The 14,487-nt window shown below is 60.5% G+C and carries 17 protein-coding genes; 2 read left to right on the forward strand and 15 right to left on the reverse strand.

Annotated elements, in window-relative coordinates:
- Position 1: 1 nt before the first annotated feature.
- From ccmE to ccmA, 5 genes are all read right to left on the reverse strand, one after another.
- The gene (ccmE, locus tag J4E42_RS12615; protein WP_008026817.1) at positions 2 to 457 is read right to left on the reverse strand and encodes a cytochrome c maturation protein CcmE; all 456 of its coding nucleotides are present in this window, start codon (positions 455 to 457) and stop codon (positions 2 to 4) included.
- Entirely contained in the window at positions 454 to 630 is a 177-nt protein-coding gene (gene ccmD / locus J4E42_RS12620; protein ID WP_008026820.1) for a heme exporter protein CcmD, read from the reverse strand. Before ccmD ends, ccmE begins: the two co-directional genes overlap by 4 nt.
- Positions 627 to 1,382 carry a heme ABC transporter permease gene (locus tag J4E42_RS12625; protein ID WP_008026821.1) on the reverse strand — a complete coding sequence of 252 codons (756 nt, stop codon included), beginning with the start codon at positions 1,380 to 1,382 and terminating at the stop codon, positions 627 to 629. The genes ccmD and J4E42_RS12625 overlap by 4 nt, the downstream gene beginning before the upstream one ends.
- 78 nt (positions 1,383 to 1,460) lie before the next feature.
- A complete protein-coding gene (gene ccmB / locus J4E42_RS12630; RefSeq protein WP_008026823.1) occupies positions 1,461 to 2,129 on the reverse strand; it encodes a heme exporter protein CcmB in 669 nt (222 codons plus the stop codon).
- Positions 2,126 to 2,761 carry a cytochrome c biogenesis heme-transporting ATPase CcmA gene (ccmA, locus tag J4E42_RS12635; RefSeq protein ID WP_008026825.1) on the reverse strand — a complete coding sequence of 212 codons (636 nt, stop codon included), beginning with the start codon at positions 2,759 to 2,761 and terminating at the stop codon, positions 2,126 to 2,128. Before ccmA ends, ccmB begins: the two co-directional genes overlap by 4 nt.
- A gap of 196 nt (positions 2,762 to 2,957) precedes the next feature.
- Here ccmA and J4E42_RS12640 point away from each other — a divergent pair, with 196 nt between their 5' ends.
- Together J4E42_RS12640 and J4E42_RS12645 are read left to right on the forward strand one after the other, a co-directional pair.
- Positions 2,958 to 4,532, forward strand: a complete 1,575-nt coding sequence (locus J4E42_RS12640) for a flagellar hook-length control protein FliK (protein ID WP_207285364.1) — start codon at positions 2,958 to 2,960, stop codon at positions 4,530 to 4,532.
- Positions 4,529 to 4,858, forward strand: a complete 330-nt coding sequence (locus tag J4E42_RS12645) for an EscU/YscU/HrcU family type III secretion system export apparatus switch protein (protein ID WP_008026830.1) — start codon at positions 4,529 to 4,531, stop codon at positions 4,856 to 4,858. Before J4E42_RS12640 ends, J4E42_RS12645 begins: the two co-directional genes overlap by 4 nt.
- A gap of 420 nt (positions 4,859 to 5,278) precedes the next feature.
- On the opposite strand, the gene J4E42_RS12650 is transcribed toward J4E42_RS12645, so the two are convergent.
- The 10 genes from J4E42_RS12650 to J4E42_RS12695 form a co-directional block, all read right to left on the reverse strand.
- Positions 5,279 to 5,671, reverse strand: coding sequence for a DUF2802 domain-containing protein (locus J4E42_RS12650; RefSeq protein WP_207285365.1), 393 nt, complete (start codon positions 5,669 to 5,671; stop codon positions 5,279 to 5,281).
- Complete coding sequence (locus J4E42_RS12655; protein WP_008024622.1) at positions 5,672 to 6,157, reverse strand: chemotaxis protein CheW; 486 nt, start codon at positions 6,155 to 6,157, stop codon at positions 5,672 to 5,674.
- Between the two features lie 74 nt (positions 6,158 to 6,231).
- The gene (locus J4E42_RS12660; RefSeq protein ID WP_207285366.1) at positions 6,232 to 7,170 is read right to left on the reverse strand and encodes a CheW domain-containing protein; all 939 of its coding nucleotides are present in this window, start codon (positions 7,168 to 7,170) and stop codon (positions 6,232 to 6,234) included.
- 1 nt (position 7,171) lies between these two features.
- A complete protein-coding gene (locus J4E42_RS12665; protein WP_008039835.1) occupies positions 7,172 to 7,960 on the reverse strand; it encodes a ParA family protein in 789 nt (262 codons plus the stop codon).
- 39 nt (positions 7,961 to 7,999) lie between these two features.
- Positions 8,000 to 8,890 carry a flagellar motor protein MotD gene (gene motD / locus J4E42_RS12670; RefSeq protein WP_008024618.1) on the reverse strand — a complete coding sequence of 297 codons (891 nt, stop codon included), beginning with the start codon at positions 8,888 to 8,890 and terminating at the stop codon, positions 8,000 to 8,002.
- Between the two features lie 15 nt (positions 8,891 to 8,905).
- The gene (locus J4E42_RS12675; protein WP_008024616.1) at positions 8,906 to 9,646 is read right to left on the reverse strand and encodes a flagellar motor protein; all 741 of its coding nucleotides are present in this window, start codon (positions 9,644 to 9,646) and stop codon (positions 8,906 to 8,908) included.
- A complete protein-coding gene (locus tag J4E42_RS12680; RefSeq protein ID WP_008024614.1) occupies positions 9,646 to 10,776 on the reverse strand; it encodes a chemotaxis response regulator protein-glutamate methylesterase in 1,131 nt (376 codons plus the stop codon). Before J4E42_RS12680 ends, J4E42_RS12675 begins: the two co-directional genes overlap by 1 nt.
- Positions 10,777 to 10,826: 50 nt before the next feature.
- Positions 10,827 to 13,100, reverse strand: a complete 2,274-nt coding sequence (locus J4E42_RS12685) for a chemotaxis protein CheA (protein ID WP_207285367.1) — start codon at positions 13,098 to 13,100, stop codon at positions 10,827 to 10,829.
- Between the two features lie 55 nt (positions 13,101 to 13,155).
- Positions 13,156 to 13,944: a protein phosphatase CheZ gene (locus J4E42_RS12690; RefSeq protein ID WP_008039817.1), complete on the reverse strand. Its 789-nt coding sequence runs from the start codon at positions 13,942 to 13,944 to the stop codon at positions 13,156 to 13,158.
- Between the two features lie 22 nt (positions 13,945 to 13,966).
- Complete coding sequence (locus tag J4E42_RS12695; RefSeq protein ID WP_008006721.1) at positions 13,967 to 14,338, reverse strand: chemotaxis response regulator CheY; 372 nt, start codon at positions 14,336 to 14,338, stop codon at positions 13,967 to 13,969.
- Positions 14,339 to 14,487 lie beyond the last annotated feature (149 nt).

Below are 14,487 nucleotides of genomic sequence, written 5' to 3' on the forward strand. Positions count from 1 at the left end.
ATCAACCCTCCTTCGCGGGCGTTGGAGCAGATTGACCACTGTCTTTCAAAGCCTTGGTCACTTCCGGCGGCATGTATTTCTCATCGTGCTTGGCCAGCACTTCGTCAGCCACCACCACGCCATCGGCGTTCAATTTGCCCAGCGCAACGATGCCCTGCCCTTCGCGGAACAGGTCCGGGAGGATGCCGCGGTAACTGATGGTCACGGACTTGTTGAAGTCGGTAACGATGAATTTCACGTCCAGCGAATCGCCGGAGCGTTGCAGCGACCCCTTCTCGACCATGCCGCCCGCACGGATACGCGTGTCTTGCGGCGCTTCGCCGTTGGCGATTTGCGTCGGGGTGTAAAACAGATTGATGTTCTGCTGCAGGGCGCTCAGGGCCAGACCGACGGCAGCGCCGACACCGACCAGGATCGCGAGAATGATGATAAGACGCTTTTTGCGCAGCGGATTCACTTGCCGTTCTCCCGGCGCAGACGACGCGCCTCTTGTTGCAGATACCGCTTGCGGGCCAGGATCGGCGCCGCCACGTTGAGGGCCAGCACTGCCAGGCTGATGCCGTAGGCTGACCAGACATACAGGCCGTGATGGCCCATGGCGAGGAAGTCGCCGAATGAAGCAAAAGTCATCGAGCGGCCTCCAGGCTGTTCTGCACTTCGGCTTTCACCCAACTGGCGCGGGCCTCGCGCTTGAGCACTTCAAGGCGCATGCGCAGCAGCAAAACCGCGCCGAAGAAACAGTAGAAACCCAGCACTGTCAGCAGCAATGGCAGCCACATTTCGACCGGCATCGCCGGTTTTTCGGTGAGGGTGAAGGTCGCGCCCTGGTGCAGGGTGTTCCACCACTCCACCGAGTATTTGATGATCGGGATGTTGATCACGCCGACAATCGCCAGCACCGCGCAGGCCTTGGCCGCGCTGTCACGATTGCTGATGGCGTTGCCCAGCGCAATGAGACCGAAGTACAGAAACAGCAGAATCAACATGGACGTAAGTCGTGCATCCCAGACCCACCACGAACCCCAGGTCGGTTTGCCCCAGATCGCGCCGGTGACCAGCGCCACGGCGGTCATCCAGGCACCGATGGGCGCCGCGCATTGCAGGGCGACGTCGGCCAGTTTCATTTTCCACACCAGCCCGACGATGCCGCACACCGCCAGCATCACGTAGACCGACTGCGCCAGCATGGCGGCGGGAACGTGGATATAGATGATGCGAAAGCTGTTGCCTTGCTGGTAGTCCGGCGGCGCGAAGGCCAGGCCCCAAACGACACCAATGCTGATCAGCAGCAACGCTCCGATGCTCAGCCACGGCAGCAGTTTGCCGCTGATGCCATAAAACCATTTGGGTGAGCCGAGCTTATGAAACCAGGTCCAGTTCATTACTGTTTCCATCACGGTTGCTGCTCGTTATCACAAGCAGCCTAGGGTCTTTACTGGTTAAAATTTAACCAGACCTCATTATTCGCCGACGCTGATCTTCAGGCCAGCAGCTATTGCAAAAGGTGTCAGGGTTATCGCCAGGGCGGTCAGGCTACCAAGCCATAGGAGATAACCGATTGCCGGCATGCCCTGCAATGCCGCCTGCAAGGCGCCACTGCCGAGAATCAACACCGGGATGTACAACGGCAGAATCAGCAGGGCCAGCAACAAGCCGCCCCGCTTCAAGCCTACCGTCAGGGCCGCGCCCACCGCACCGAGCAGGCTCAGCACCGGTGTACCCAGCAACAGGGAAAGCAGCAACACGGGCAGACAGGCGGTGGGTAAACCGAGCATCAACGCCAGCAGTGGAGCGAGCAAAACCAGTGCCAGACCAGAGAAGGCCCAGTGTGCCAGTACCTTGGCCAAAACCAGAAGAGGCAGGGGGTGCGGCGAAAGGACCCACTGCTCAAGGGAACCGTCTTCGAAATCACTGCGGAAAAGCCCGTCCAGCGAGAGCAAAACCGATAAAAGGGCTGCCACCCAGACCAGTCCCGGAGACAAGGTTTGCAACAATTGAGACTCGGGACCGACCGCCAACGGGAACAGCGAAACCACGATCGCGAAGAACACCAACGGATTGGCCAATTCCGCCGGACGGCGGAACAACAAGCGAGCCTCACGGGCGACCAACAGGCCGAAAACACTCATACGGCCCAATTCCCCAGATCAATGTCGCGATAGCCGGTCGGCATTCGACTCAGCGTGTGGTGCGTGGTCAGTACCACCATGCCGCCACGCTCACAGTGCGCGGCCAGGTGTTCTTCGAGTTGCGCCACGCCTTGCTTGTCGAGCGCAGTGAACGGCTCGTCGAGGATCCACAGCGGCGGGCTGTCCAGATACAACCGTGCCAGGGCCACGCGGCGTTGCTGACCGGCGGACAGGGTGTGGCACGGAACATCTTCGAAACCGCGCAGTCCGACAGCAGCAAGCGCTGCCCAAATGGCTTCATGGGAGGCCGGTTGATGCAGCGCGCAGAGCCAGCTGAGGTTTTCTTCGGGGGTCAGCAGATCCTTGATGCCCGCGGCATGACCGATCCACAGCAGATTGCGCGCCAGTTCGCTGCGTTGTTCGTTCAGCGGCTGGCCATTGAGCAGCACTTGACCGGCGGTCGGTTGCATCAGGCCCGAAAGCAAACGCAAAAGGCTGGTTTTGCCACTGCCGTTAGGGCCGCTGATTTGCAACATTTCGCCACTGGCCAGTCTCAATTCGAGATTTTCGAAGAGCAGTCGAAGGTCTCGCTCACAAGCAAGGGCAACGGTTTGCAGGACAGGACTGGTCAAGAGATCACGGGCCTTTACGGTTCAAGTCGGCGGCGGAACGGCCGCTAAAGAGATGCAGCATAGATGCATTGGCGGCCTGTTCTAGAGAGCTGCGTCAAACAAATGCAATGTTTTCGCCACTCTGTGAAAGACGGGCGGCATTATACATGCCATGCCCCACTCTAAAGAGGGCAATTTCCTCAGGTTGTGACCGCGTATGACAGGCGAAATGAACATCCTCCCGCTACCACCGACCACGCCCGCGACGTCGCGACCGCAGGTGGTGAGTGGCGAACTGCTCAAGCTGCTGACGCCGATGGAGGGCCTGATTACCGTCGGGCAGACCGCCAAAGCCGAAGTGCTGTCGCTGAAGCAGGCGGATCAGTCCTTTCAACTGCTGCTCAAGGTCACCCTTGAAAGCGGCCGTCAGACCACGGTTCAGGCCACCAGCAGCCAACCGTTGCCACAGGGCACGAACCTGGCAATTACCCAGCCATCGGCCGGCAACCTCGCCGTGACGGTGCAACAAGCCATTGCCTCCAGCGTCGCCACCCTCACCCGCATCGACACCACACAACTGCCGGTGGGCACCCTGCTGCAAGGCAAAGTGCTGACCTCCCAGGTGCTGCCGCAAGTGCCGGGCCAGCCGACGGTGTTTCGTTCGATGGTGAGCCTGCTCAACACGGCGTTGAGCGGCAGCACCCTGAACATCGACAGCCCCACGCCGCTGCGCATCGGCACCTTGCTGAGCGCGCTGGTGCAAGACACCCAGACCCTGAAATTCGTCCCGTTGAGCAGCCGCCAGGAACAACTGGCAGTCACCCAGCAACTGGTCAGCCAACAGAGCCGCCAGGGCTCGCTGGACGGATTACTGAAACTGCTGCAAAACCTGCCAGCCTCGAATCAGACGTCCAGTGACCTGCGGGCCGCCGTGGACAAGTTGCTCGCAGGCCTGCCGGACGTGCAGCAACTCAGCACGCCAAAAGGCCTGGCCCAGGCGCTGGCCAATAGCGGGCTGTTCCTTGAAGCGAAACTGCTCGCCGGGACGAATCCGACGCTGGCACCGGACATGAAAGGTGATTTGCTGAAGTTGATCGCGCAACTGACACCGGGGTTGCCGGCCAACACAAACCTCAATGCGATCATCGCTGCCAACACGCTGGCCCAGACCATGCCTAGCTTTGTGCGTAGTGCCCTGGGCATGCTCGGCCAGGTTAGTGCCAAACCGCAGCCGACCAGTTTTCCTTTGCCTGAGCGCTTCCTGCAGAGCGCGGACGGCGAAGGTGATCTGGAGCACTTGCTGCGCCTGGCGGCAGCGGCGGTTTCACGCCTGCAAAGCCATCAACTGTCGAGCCTGGAGCAAACCGGCGTCACAGACGACGGTCGGCTGATGAGCACCTGGCAGCTGGAAATCCCGATGCGCAATATGCAAGACATCGTGCCGTTGCAGGTCAAGTTCCAGCGCGAGGAAGCACCGGAGAAAGAACACCCCAATGAACGCCGCGACGAACGCGAGCCCAAGCAACAACTGTGGCGCGTCGAGTTGGCGTTCGACATGGAGCCGTTGGGGCCGCTGCAGATTCAGGCGCAGTTGATCAACGGCAGTCTGTCCAGCCAGCTGTGGGCCGAGCGGCCGTACACCGCGAGTCTGATCGAGAGCAACCTTGTCGGGCTGCGCGAACGCTTGCTGGCATCTGGCCTGAATGTCGGCGATCTCGATTGCCACCTTGGCACACCGCCGCAAGGTCCTCAAACCCGTCTGGAACAACGCTGGGTCGACGAAACCGCATGAGAAATCCCGATACTCCACGCCAGGCCATCGCCCTCAAATACGACGGCACCCACGCCCCTACCCTCACGGCCAAGGGCGACGAAGAACTGGCGGAAGAAATCCTCAAGATTGCCCGCGATTATGAAGTACCGATCTACGAAAATGCCGAGCTGGTGAAATTGCTCGCGAGGATGGAGCTTGGGGACAGCATTCCGGAGGAGTTGTATCGCACGATCGCCGAGATCATTGCGTTTGCCTGGAATCTGAAAGGCAAGTTTCCGGCGGGGCATGACCCGAGTGCGCCGATGATCGAGAAAGACATCACCGATCGCGGGGATGATTACTGAGGTTTCGAAGACGCCATCGCCAGCAAGCCGGCTCCTACAATTTTTTGTGGTGTAGCACGAACCTGTGAACACCACTGACCTGTAGGAGCCGGCTTGCCGGCGAGGTGGCCCTTAGGCTTGCACCGCCCTTTCGGACGCCATCGCTGGCAAGCCAGCTCCTACAGTTTTTTGTGGTGTAGCACGAACCTGTGAACACCACTGACCTGTAGGAGCCGGCTTGCTGGCGAGACGGTCCTGAGGCTTGCACCACCCTTTCGGACGCCATCGCTGGCAAGCCAGCTCCTACAAGTGCGCCGTCGTGTGAAAAATCCGGGAACACACCAAACTCTGTAGGAGCCGGCTTGCCGGCGAAGCGGCCTTGAGTCTTGCAGCGCCCTTTTGGCCGCCATCGCCAGCAAGCCGGCTCCTACAAAAGCTATGTCAGTTCTTGTGCAGCTTGCTCATCAACTCCGCCTCAGCCTGGGTCAAGCCGCAGGACTGAGTCAGTTCATCGACGCTCGCGCCCATTCCGACCAGGCGCGCTGCCTGGGCAAACGACAGGCTCGACGGGTCGCGCTGTTCAAGCTGAGCCAGCTTGTCCGGCAACGGCCCGACCACCGCGCGCAGCTCGTGCAGGTCTTCACCCATGCGCACGCTGCCGTTCTGGTAGTTGTCAACGCGTTTGCCCAGGTCCTTGATGCGCTGATCGCGCAGCGCATCGCCCTCGGCCTGTTGCGCAGCGATCCGCCGCTGAGCGCGAATGTACGCCAGAAACATTGCCAGCGTGCCTGCCCAGAAGAGGAACAGGACAATGACCGCAACCTCAAGAATCAATCAGATACTCTCCAGTTCCGACCATTCTTCTTCGCTCATCATCTTGTCCAGCTCGACCAGGATCAGCAATTCGTTGTTCTTGTTGCACACGCCTTGAATGAACTTGGCGGACTCTTCGTTACCCACGTTCGGCGCGGTTTCGATTTCCGACTGACGCAGGTAAACCACTTCAGCCACGCTGTCGACCATGATCCCGACCACTTGCTTGTCGGCTTCGATGATGACAATCCGGGTGTTGTCGCTGATCTCGGCATTCATCAGGCCGAAGCGCTGACGGGTGTCGATCACGGTCACCACATTGCCGCGCAGGTTGATGATGCCCAGCACGTAGCTCGGGGCACCCGGGACCGGGGCGATTTCGGTGTAACGCAGGACTTCCTGAACGCGCATCACGTTGATGCCGTAGGTTTCATTGTCCAGCTTGAAGGTTACCCATTGCAGGATCGGATCTTCGGAACCTTTTGCAGACGACGCCTTATCATTCATACCCTGACCCCTCGAAAAACCGCCCTAGCGGTGTGTGTTCAGTGCGATGGCAAGTCACTTGCCCCGCGTGTTTTTTATGTCGGTTTGTGAGACGGCTTGCCGCCGCCCATGTGCTTCGCCCCACCGCTGGCGATCAGCTCGGCCAGTTCGGAAACGTCGAGCAACGCACACATGTGTTCAATCACCGTGCCCGCCAGCCATGGCCGTTGACCCCGGTGGGTGCGCCATTTGATTTCGTTCGGGTCCAGGCGCAACGAGCGGCTGACCTGATGCACTGCCAGCCCCCACTCGTAACCCTGAACCGAAATAACGTATTGCAGGCCCTGACGGAAGTCATCGCGATAGCGGTCGGGCATGACCCAACGGGCGGTATCGAGCACTTTCAGGTTGCCGGCCTGGCTCGGCAGGATTCCGAGGAACCATTCCGGCTGACCGAACAGCGGTGTCAGTTCCTGACCGGCCAGGGAATAAATCGAGCCCAGGCACACCAGCGGCACCGCCAGGGTCAACCCGGCGACATCGAACAACAGGCATTCGAACGGCTCGGCGGCCCACGCAGGACGGCCGTTGGTTTCCACTGGCGGCGGCGTGTTGCTCGGCGGCAGATGGACTTCGACGATCGGCGGCACGAGCGCTTGCAACTGCGGTGCGGTCGGCGGGACCAGCTCTTGCTGCAGCGGAGCGGTCGGCGGTACCAGCGCTTGCAGCAGCGGTGCGATGGTCGATACCGGCGCCAGAGCCGGCGCTTCCATCAGCGCGACCGGGGCTTTCACCACAGGTGCGGTGACCGGCGCGGCAACGGCTGGCGGTTTCTCGGCCGGCTTCTGCGCATCGCGCGCCTGCTCTTCAAGCACCGCGGCCTGGAATTCGTCCAGCGCCGCTTCAACCTCGACCACCTCTGGAATCGCTTCGATTTCCGGCGGCAACTCTTCGGTCGCGTCCATCAACAAGCTGTCCAGATAGGACTGGAGCGCAAGTTGCGGACGGGAAGTGATTTTTACCGGGCGATTCATCTCACGCCACCTGCGCAACGGATTGCTGCGTCAGCAAGTGCTTGAGCAGCGCGCGATAGGCCAGCACGCCGCGGCTCTTGCCGTCGAATTGCGAAGGCGTCACGCCGGCACGGCTGGCGTCGCGCAAACGCGTATCGACCGGGATGTAGCCTTGCCAGATTTCTTCCGGATACTTGTCGCGCAACACCCGCAAGGTCCCGAGCGACGCCTGCGTGCGCCGGTCGAACAGGGTCGGCACGATGTTGAATGCCAGTGGCTGCTTACGCGAACGGTTGATCATCGCCAGCGTGTTGACCATGCGCTCCAGGCCTTTGACCGCCAGGTGCTCGGTCTGCACCGGAATCACCAATTGCTGACTGGCCGCCAAGGCATTGACCATCAGCACGCCGAGCAACGGCGGGCTGTCGATCACCGCGTAATCGAAGTCTTGCCACAATTGCGCCAGGCTCTTGGCAATCACCAGGCCCAAACCACTCTGCCCCGGCGACTGGCGCTCAAGCGTCGCCAGCGCGGTGCTGGACGGCAACAGGGAAATACTCGCGTGACTGGTGGGCAACAGCAACTGACCGGGCAAGCCTTGCGGCACGCTGCCCCGGTGCAGGAACAGGTCGTAGCTGCTGTGTTCCAGGCTGTCGGGGTCGTAACCGAAGTAGCTGGTCATCGAGCCGTGGGGATCGAGATCGACCACGACCACGCGCTTGCCCGCTTCAGCCAGCAACCCGGCTAAAGCGATAGAGGAAGTGGTTTTACCAACACCACCCTTTTGATTGGCAACGGCCCAGACTCTCATTCGGATTGTTCCTCCCGGTCGATTCGACCGGGAAATAGCTCAACGTGTTAATGCGGGTGACGGAGAATTGACGGCGCTCTCTCGTCCCGGCGACTTGACTGGTGCAGGTGCAGTTTGTGTGCCAGCACGCTTCAACGCGGCATCCGGTTGCGCATGAGCGGTTCCGGTGCCTGTGAGGCTGCGACGGACATCAAGATTTCGTGACACCACCAACACCACACGACGGTTGCGCGCACGGCCTTCGGCGGTCGCGTTGTTGGCCACCGGCTGGAATTCGCCGTAACCCACCGATGCCAACCGACCAGGATTTACCCCCTGCATCGCCAGCATCCGCACGATGCTCGCCGAACGGGCCGAGGACAGCTCCCAGTTGGTCGGGTATTGCGCGGTGCGGATCGGTTGATCGTCGGTGAAACCTTCGACGTGAATCGGGTTGTCGAATGGCCTCAGGATCACTGCGACCTTATCGATGATGTTGAACGCCATGTCGCTGGGCATGGCATCGCCGCTGCCGAACAACAGGCTGGAATTGAGTTCGATCTCGACCCACAGCTCGTTGCCGCGAACGGTCATCTGGTTGGAGCTGATCAAGTCGCCGAACGCAGCGCTGATGTCATCGGCAATGCTTTTCAGCGGGTCGCTGGCACCGGCGATGCCGGCGTCGACCTGTTCGCTGTCCTTGACCAGCGGCTTGGCCGGGGTCACGGTTTTCGGACGCTCCTCACCGATGGGGATCGGCTGGAGCGAACGATCCGAATCGGTGAACACGCCGATCAACGCTTGCGAGATGATCTTGTACTTGCCTTCGTTGATCGAAGAGATCGAGTACATCACCACGAAAAAGGCGAACAGCAACGTAATGAAGTCGGCATAGGAAACGAGCCAGCGTTCATGGTTTACATGTTCTTCAGGTTGGCGACGGCGTGCCATGGTCCATGTCTCCCATCAATCCATGAAGCCCTGAAGCTTCAACTCAATAGAGCGAGGGTTTTCACCTTCGGCGATCGACAGGATGCCTTCCAGCAACATTTCGCGATAACGCGACTGACGCAATGCAACGGATTTGAGTTTGGCGGCAATCGGCAACAGCACCAGGTTGGCACTGGCGACGCCGTAGATGGTGGCGACGAAGGCCACGGCGATGCCGCTGCCCAGTTGCGACGGATCGGCCAGGTTGCCCATAACGTGGATCAGGCCCATCACCGCACCGATGATGCCGATGGTCGGCGCGTAGCCGCCCATGCTTTCGAAGACTTTGGCGGCTTCGATGTCGCGGCTTTCCTGAGTGTAGAAATCCACTTCCAGAATGCTGCGAATCGCTTCCGGCTCGGCGCCGTCCACCAGCAGTTGCAGGCCTTTGCGCGAGTAGGCGTCGGGTTCGGCGTCGGCGATACCTTCCAGACCGAGCAGACCTTCCTTGCGGGCGGTCAGGCTCCAGTTCACCACGCGGTCGACGCCGCCGGCCAGGTCCACGCGTGGCGGAAACAGGATCCAGCCAACAATCTGCATGGCGCGCTTGAACGCGCTCATCGGCGATTGCAGCAGCGCCGCGCCGACGGTCCCGCCGAGCACGATCAACGCTGCCGGACCGTTGGCCAGCGCGCCGAGATGGCCGCCTTCAAGGAAGTTGCCACCGATGATGGCGACGAACGCCATGATGATCCCGATAAGGCTGAGTACGTCCATCAGATGCACGCCTCGACCAGGTGCTTGCCAATGTCGTCGAGACCGTACACCGCATCGGCGAGTTCGGCTTTGACGATGGCCATCGGCATGCCGTAGATCACGCAGCTGGCTTCATCCTGAGCCCAGATCGAGCTGCCGCCCTGCTTGAGCAGGCGCGCGCCTTCACGACCGTCGGCGCCCATGCCGGTCAGTACCACCGCCAGAACTTTGTCACCGTAGGACTTGGCAGCCGAACCGAACGTAATGTCCACGCACGGCTTGTAGTTCAGACGTTCGTCGCCCGGCAGGATTTTCACCGCGCCACGGCCGTCGATCATCATTTGCTTGCCACCCGGCGCCAGCAGCGCCAGGCCCGGACGCAGGATGTCGCCATCCTCGGCTTCCTTGACGCTGATGCGGCAGAGCTTGTCCAGACGCTCGGCGAACGCCTTGGTGAAGGCGGCCGGCATGTGCTGGATCAACACGATCGGGGCCGGGAAGTTGGCCGGCAACTGGGTCAGAACCCGTTGCAGGGCAACCGGGCCGCCCGTGGACGTACCGATGGCAACCAGTTTGTAGGCTTTGCGTTTCGGCGCTGGCGACGACGGGCTGGCTGCGAATGTGCGAGCCGGGATCGGTGCCGGTGCCGGACGAGCAGGTGCGCTGCTGCCATAACTGCCGATGCTGGAAGGCGCAGGTGTCGGCGCGGGTGCAGCGACCGGTGCCGGCGCGCTGTAGGCGCTGACACGACGGTTACTGCGCGAGATGCTGAGAATCTTCTCGCACAGCAGTTGCTTGACCTTCTCGGGATTGCGCGAGATGTCTTCGAAATTCTTCGGCAGGAAATCCACCGCGCCGGCATCCAGCGCGTCCAGGGTGACCCGGGCGCCTTCGTGCGTCAGCGAGGAGAACATCAACACCGGGGTCGGGCAGCGCTGCATGATGTGCCGCACCGCCGTGATGCCATCCATCATCGGCATCTCGTAGTCCATGGTGATCACGTCCGGCTTGAGGGCCAGGGCCTGATCGATCGCCTCTTTTCCGTTGGTCGCCGTACCGACGACCTGGATATTCGAATCCGCTGAAAGAATTTCCGAGACGCGGCGGCGGAAAAACCCCGAATCGTCCACCACCAGGACTTTGACTACCATAAACACTCCGTTAGGCGGGGGCGAGGCTTCGTCGCCCCGCTCCCCCAGAATCAAATACGCCGTGCGGCGTAACGCTTGAGCATGCTCGGAACATCGAGAATCAGCGCAATGCGACCGTCACCGGTGATGGTGGCGCCCGACATGCCCGGGGTTCCCTGGAGCATTTTGCCCAATGGCTTGATGACCACTTCTTCCTGGCCGACCAGTTGATCGACAACGAAGCCGATCCGCTGGGTGCCCACCGAAAGGATCACCACATGGCCTTCGCGCTGCTCTTCGTGAGCGGCGGAGCTGACCAGCCAGCGCTTGAGGTAGAACAGTGGCAGCGCCTTGTCCCGCACGATCACCACTTCCTGGCCGTCCACCACGTTGGTGGTCGACAGGTCGAGGTGGAAGATCTCGTTGACGTTCACCAGCGGGAACGCGAACGCCTGGTTGCCGAGCATGACCATCAGCGTCGGCATGATCGCCAGGGTCAACGGGACCTTGATGACGATCTTCGAGCCTTTGCCCTTGGTCGAGTAGATATTGATGGTGCCGTTGAGCTGGGCGATCTTGGTTTTCACCACGTCCATGCCCACGCCACGACCCGACACGTCGGAGATCTCGGTCTTGGTCGAGAAACCCGGTGCGAAGATCAGGTTGAAGCAGTCGGACTCGCTGAGGCGGTCCGCCGCATCCTTGTCCATCAAACCTTTCTTCACCGCGATGCCACGCAACACGTCGGCGTCCATGCCCTTGCCGTCATCGGAGATGGACAGCAGGATGTGGTCGCCTTCCTGTTCAGCGGACAAAATCACTTTGCCGCTGCGCGGTTTGCCCATCGCTTCGCGATCGGCCGGCTCTTCGATACCGTGGTCGACCGAGTTGCGCACCAAGTGGACCAGCGGGTCGGCCAGGGCCTCGACAAGGTTTTTGTCGAGGTCGGTTTCTTCGCCGACCAGCTCCAGGTTGATCTCTTTCTTGAGCTGGCGAGCCAGGTCGCGAACCAGACGCGGGAAGCGCCCGAAGACTTTCTTGATCGGTTGCATCCGGGTCTTCATGACCGCGGTCTGCAAGTCGGCCGTGACCACATCGAGGTTCGACACGGCTTTGGACATGGCTTCATCGGCGCTGTTGGCACCCAGGCGAACCAGGCGGTTACGCACCAGTACCAACTCGCCGACCATGTTCATGATTTCGTCGAGACGCGCGGTGTCGACCCGCACGGTGGTCTCGGCTTCGCTGGCCGGTTTTTCCGCAGGCGGCGCGGCCGCTGCACGGGCAGGCGCCGGTGCAGCAGCGGCGGCGGCAGGTTTCGGTGCAGCGGCGGCAGCAGGCTTCGCTGCTTCGGCTTTTGGTTCGGGCGCCTTGGCGACAGGTGCCGAGGCCTTGGCGACGGGCGTTGCTACCGAAGAGGCGGCGGAACCGGTGCCGACTTCAGTGAACTTGCCTTTGCCATGCAATTCGTCGAGCAGCGATTCGAACTCGTGATCCGAGATCAGATCGCCGCCAGCCGCTGCTGCGGTTGGCGCAGCCGGGGTCGGTACCGAGGCAATGGCCGATTCCAGCGCGTCGACGGCAAAGTTGCCCTTGCCGTGCAGCTGATCGAGCAGTGCTTCGAACTCATCGTCAGTAATGTCGGAACTGTCACCTGGCGCTTTCGGCGCAGCCGGTGCGGCAGGCGCAGCGGGTGTTGCCACCGCGTCGACGGCGAACTGGCCTTTGCCGTGCAACTGATCGAGCAACGACTCGAACTCGGCATCGGTGATTTCATCGCTGGTCGCGGCATCGCCGGCCGGCAGCGCAACAGCGGCCGGGGCCTCAGCCTGAGCCTTGACGGCGTTCAGCGAGTCCAGCAGTTGTTCGAATTCGTTATCGGTGATGTCGCCTGATTCGGCTTCGGCAGCCGGCTCTTCCACCACTTCAGCCACAGGTGCGGCTTGATCGGCGGTTTGCGGCTCGGCCAGACGGGCCAGGGCTGCAAGCAATTCAGGCGTGGCGGCCGTTATCGGGCCACGCTCGCGGACTTCGCTGAACATGCCGTTCACCGCGTCCAGCGCTTCGAGAACCACGTCCATCAATTCCGAATCGACGCGACGTTCACCCTTGCGCAGGATGTCAAACACGTTCTCGGCGATGTGACAGCACTCCACCAGCTCGTTGAGCTGGAGGAAGCCGGCGCCCCCTTTTACAGTGTGAAAACCGCGAAAAATTGCATTGAGCAAGTCCGCATCATCCGGTCGGCTTTCAAGCTCGACCAGCTGTTCGGACAGTTGCTCTAGAATCTCGCCGGCCTCAACCAGGAAATCCTGAAGGATCTCTTCATCGGCGCCGAAGCTCATTAAGGGGGTGCTCCTAAAGGTCTAAAAACCTAAAAAACCTAAAATGCTAAAAAATCTAAAATCCTAGGCTGGATAACAAATCGTCCACATCGTCCTGACCGGACACAACGTCTTCTCTTTTATCGGCATGAATCTGCGGACCTTCACCCTGAGAGAGATGTTTTTGCGGATCTTTTTCTGCAAGCATCGCTTCACGATCATGTTCGATGCCCGCAAAGCGGTCCACCTGACTGGCCATAAGCACGAGCTTGAGCAGGTTGCTTTCAACTTCAGTGACCAATTGGGTCACACGCTTGATCACCTGACCGGTGAGGTCCTGGTAATCCTGAGCGAGCAGAATGTCGTTGAGGTTGCTCGACACCGCGCGGTTGTCCGCGCTGCTACGTGCCAGGAAACCATCGACACGCCGTGCCAGCTCACGAAACTCCTCAGCCCCGACTTCGCGACGCATGAACCGCCCCCAGTCCGTGCTCAGCGCCTGAGCTTCATCGCTCAGGCTGTTGACCAGCGGCGTGGAGTTTTCGACCAGATCCATGGTGCGGTTGGCTGCGGCCTCTGTCAGCTTGACAACGTAACCCAGACGCTCGGTGGCATCTGTGATCTGGGACACTTCCTCGGCTTGCGGCATGTGCGGGTCAATCTGAAAATTGACGATCGCACTGTGCAGCTCGCGGGTGAGCTTGCCCACTTCCTGATACAGGCCGCGGTCACGGGTCTGGTTGAGCTCATGGATCAGTTGCACAGCGTCGCCGAACTTGCCTTTTTCAAGGCTTTCGACCAGTTCGACCGCGTGTTTTTTCAGGGTCGATTCAAAATCGCCCTGTGAAGATTCGTTTTGGTCCATAGCTTCCCCGTGGCGCAGTTTCTCAACCGATGCGTTCGAAAATCTTCTCGATTTTTTCTTTCAACGCCTGGGCCGTGAAGGGTTTGACCACATAGCCGTTTACGCCGGCCTGGGCCGCTTCGATGATCTGCTCGCGCTTGGCTTCAGCGGTCACCATCAGCACTGGCAGGTGCTTGAGCTTTTCATCGGCGCGCACGTGGCGCAGCAGATCGATACCGGTCATGCCAGGCATGTTCCAGTCCGTTACCAGAAAGTCGATGCTTCCGCTGTTGAGAACCGGAATGGCAGTAATGCCATCGTCGGCCTCGACCGTGTTGGTGAACCCAAGGTCACGCAACAGGTTTTTTATGATCCGCCGCATCGTTGAGAAGTCATCAACGATGAGGATTTTCATGTTCTTGTCCAATTCGACCTCCAAGCAGTCTTAAACGCGCCCAGCACCTGGACGCGCCATTTCAATCAATCCGGCAAAGCACTCAATGACTGTCTGGAGCACAACAGATCGAGACCGGCGCAGTTCAACACCACACCAGCCAAGTTCGC

Origin of the sequence: Pseudomonas sp. FW300-N2A2, from assembly GCF_017351735.1 — a bacterium.
In the GTDB taxonomy this organism is placed as follows: domain Bacteria; phylum Pseudomonadota; class Gammaproteobacteria; order Pseudomonadales; family Pseudomonadaceae; genus Aquipseudomonas; species Aquipseudomonas migulae.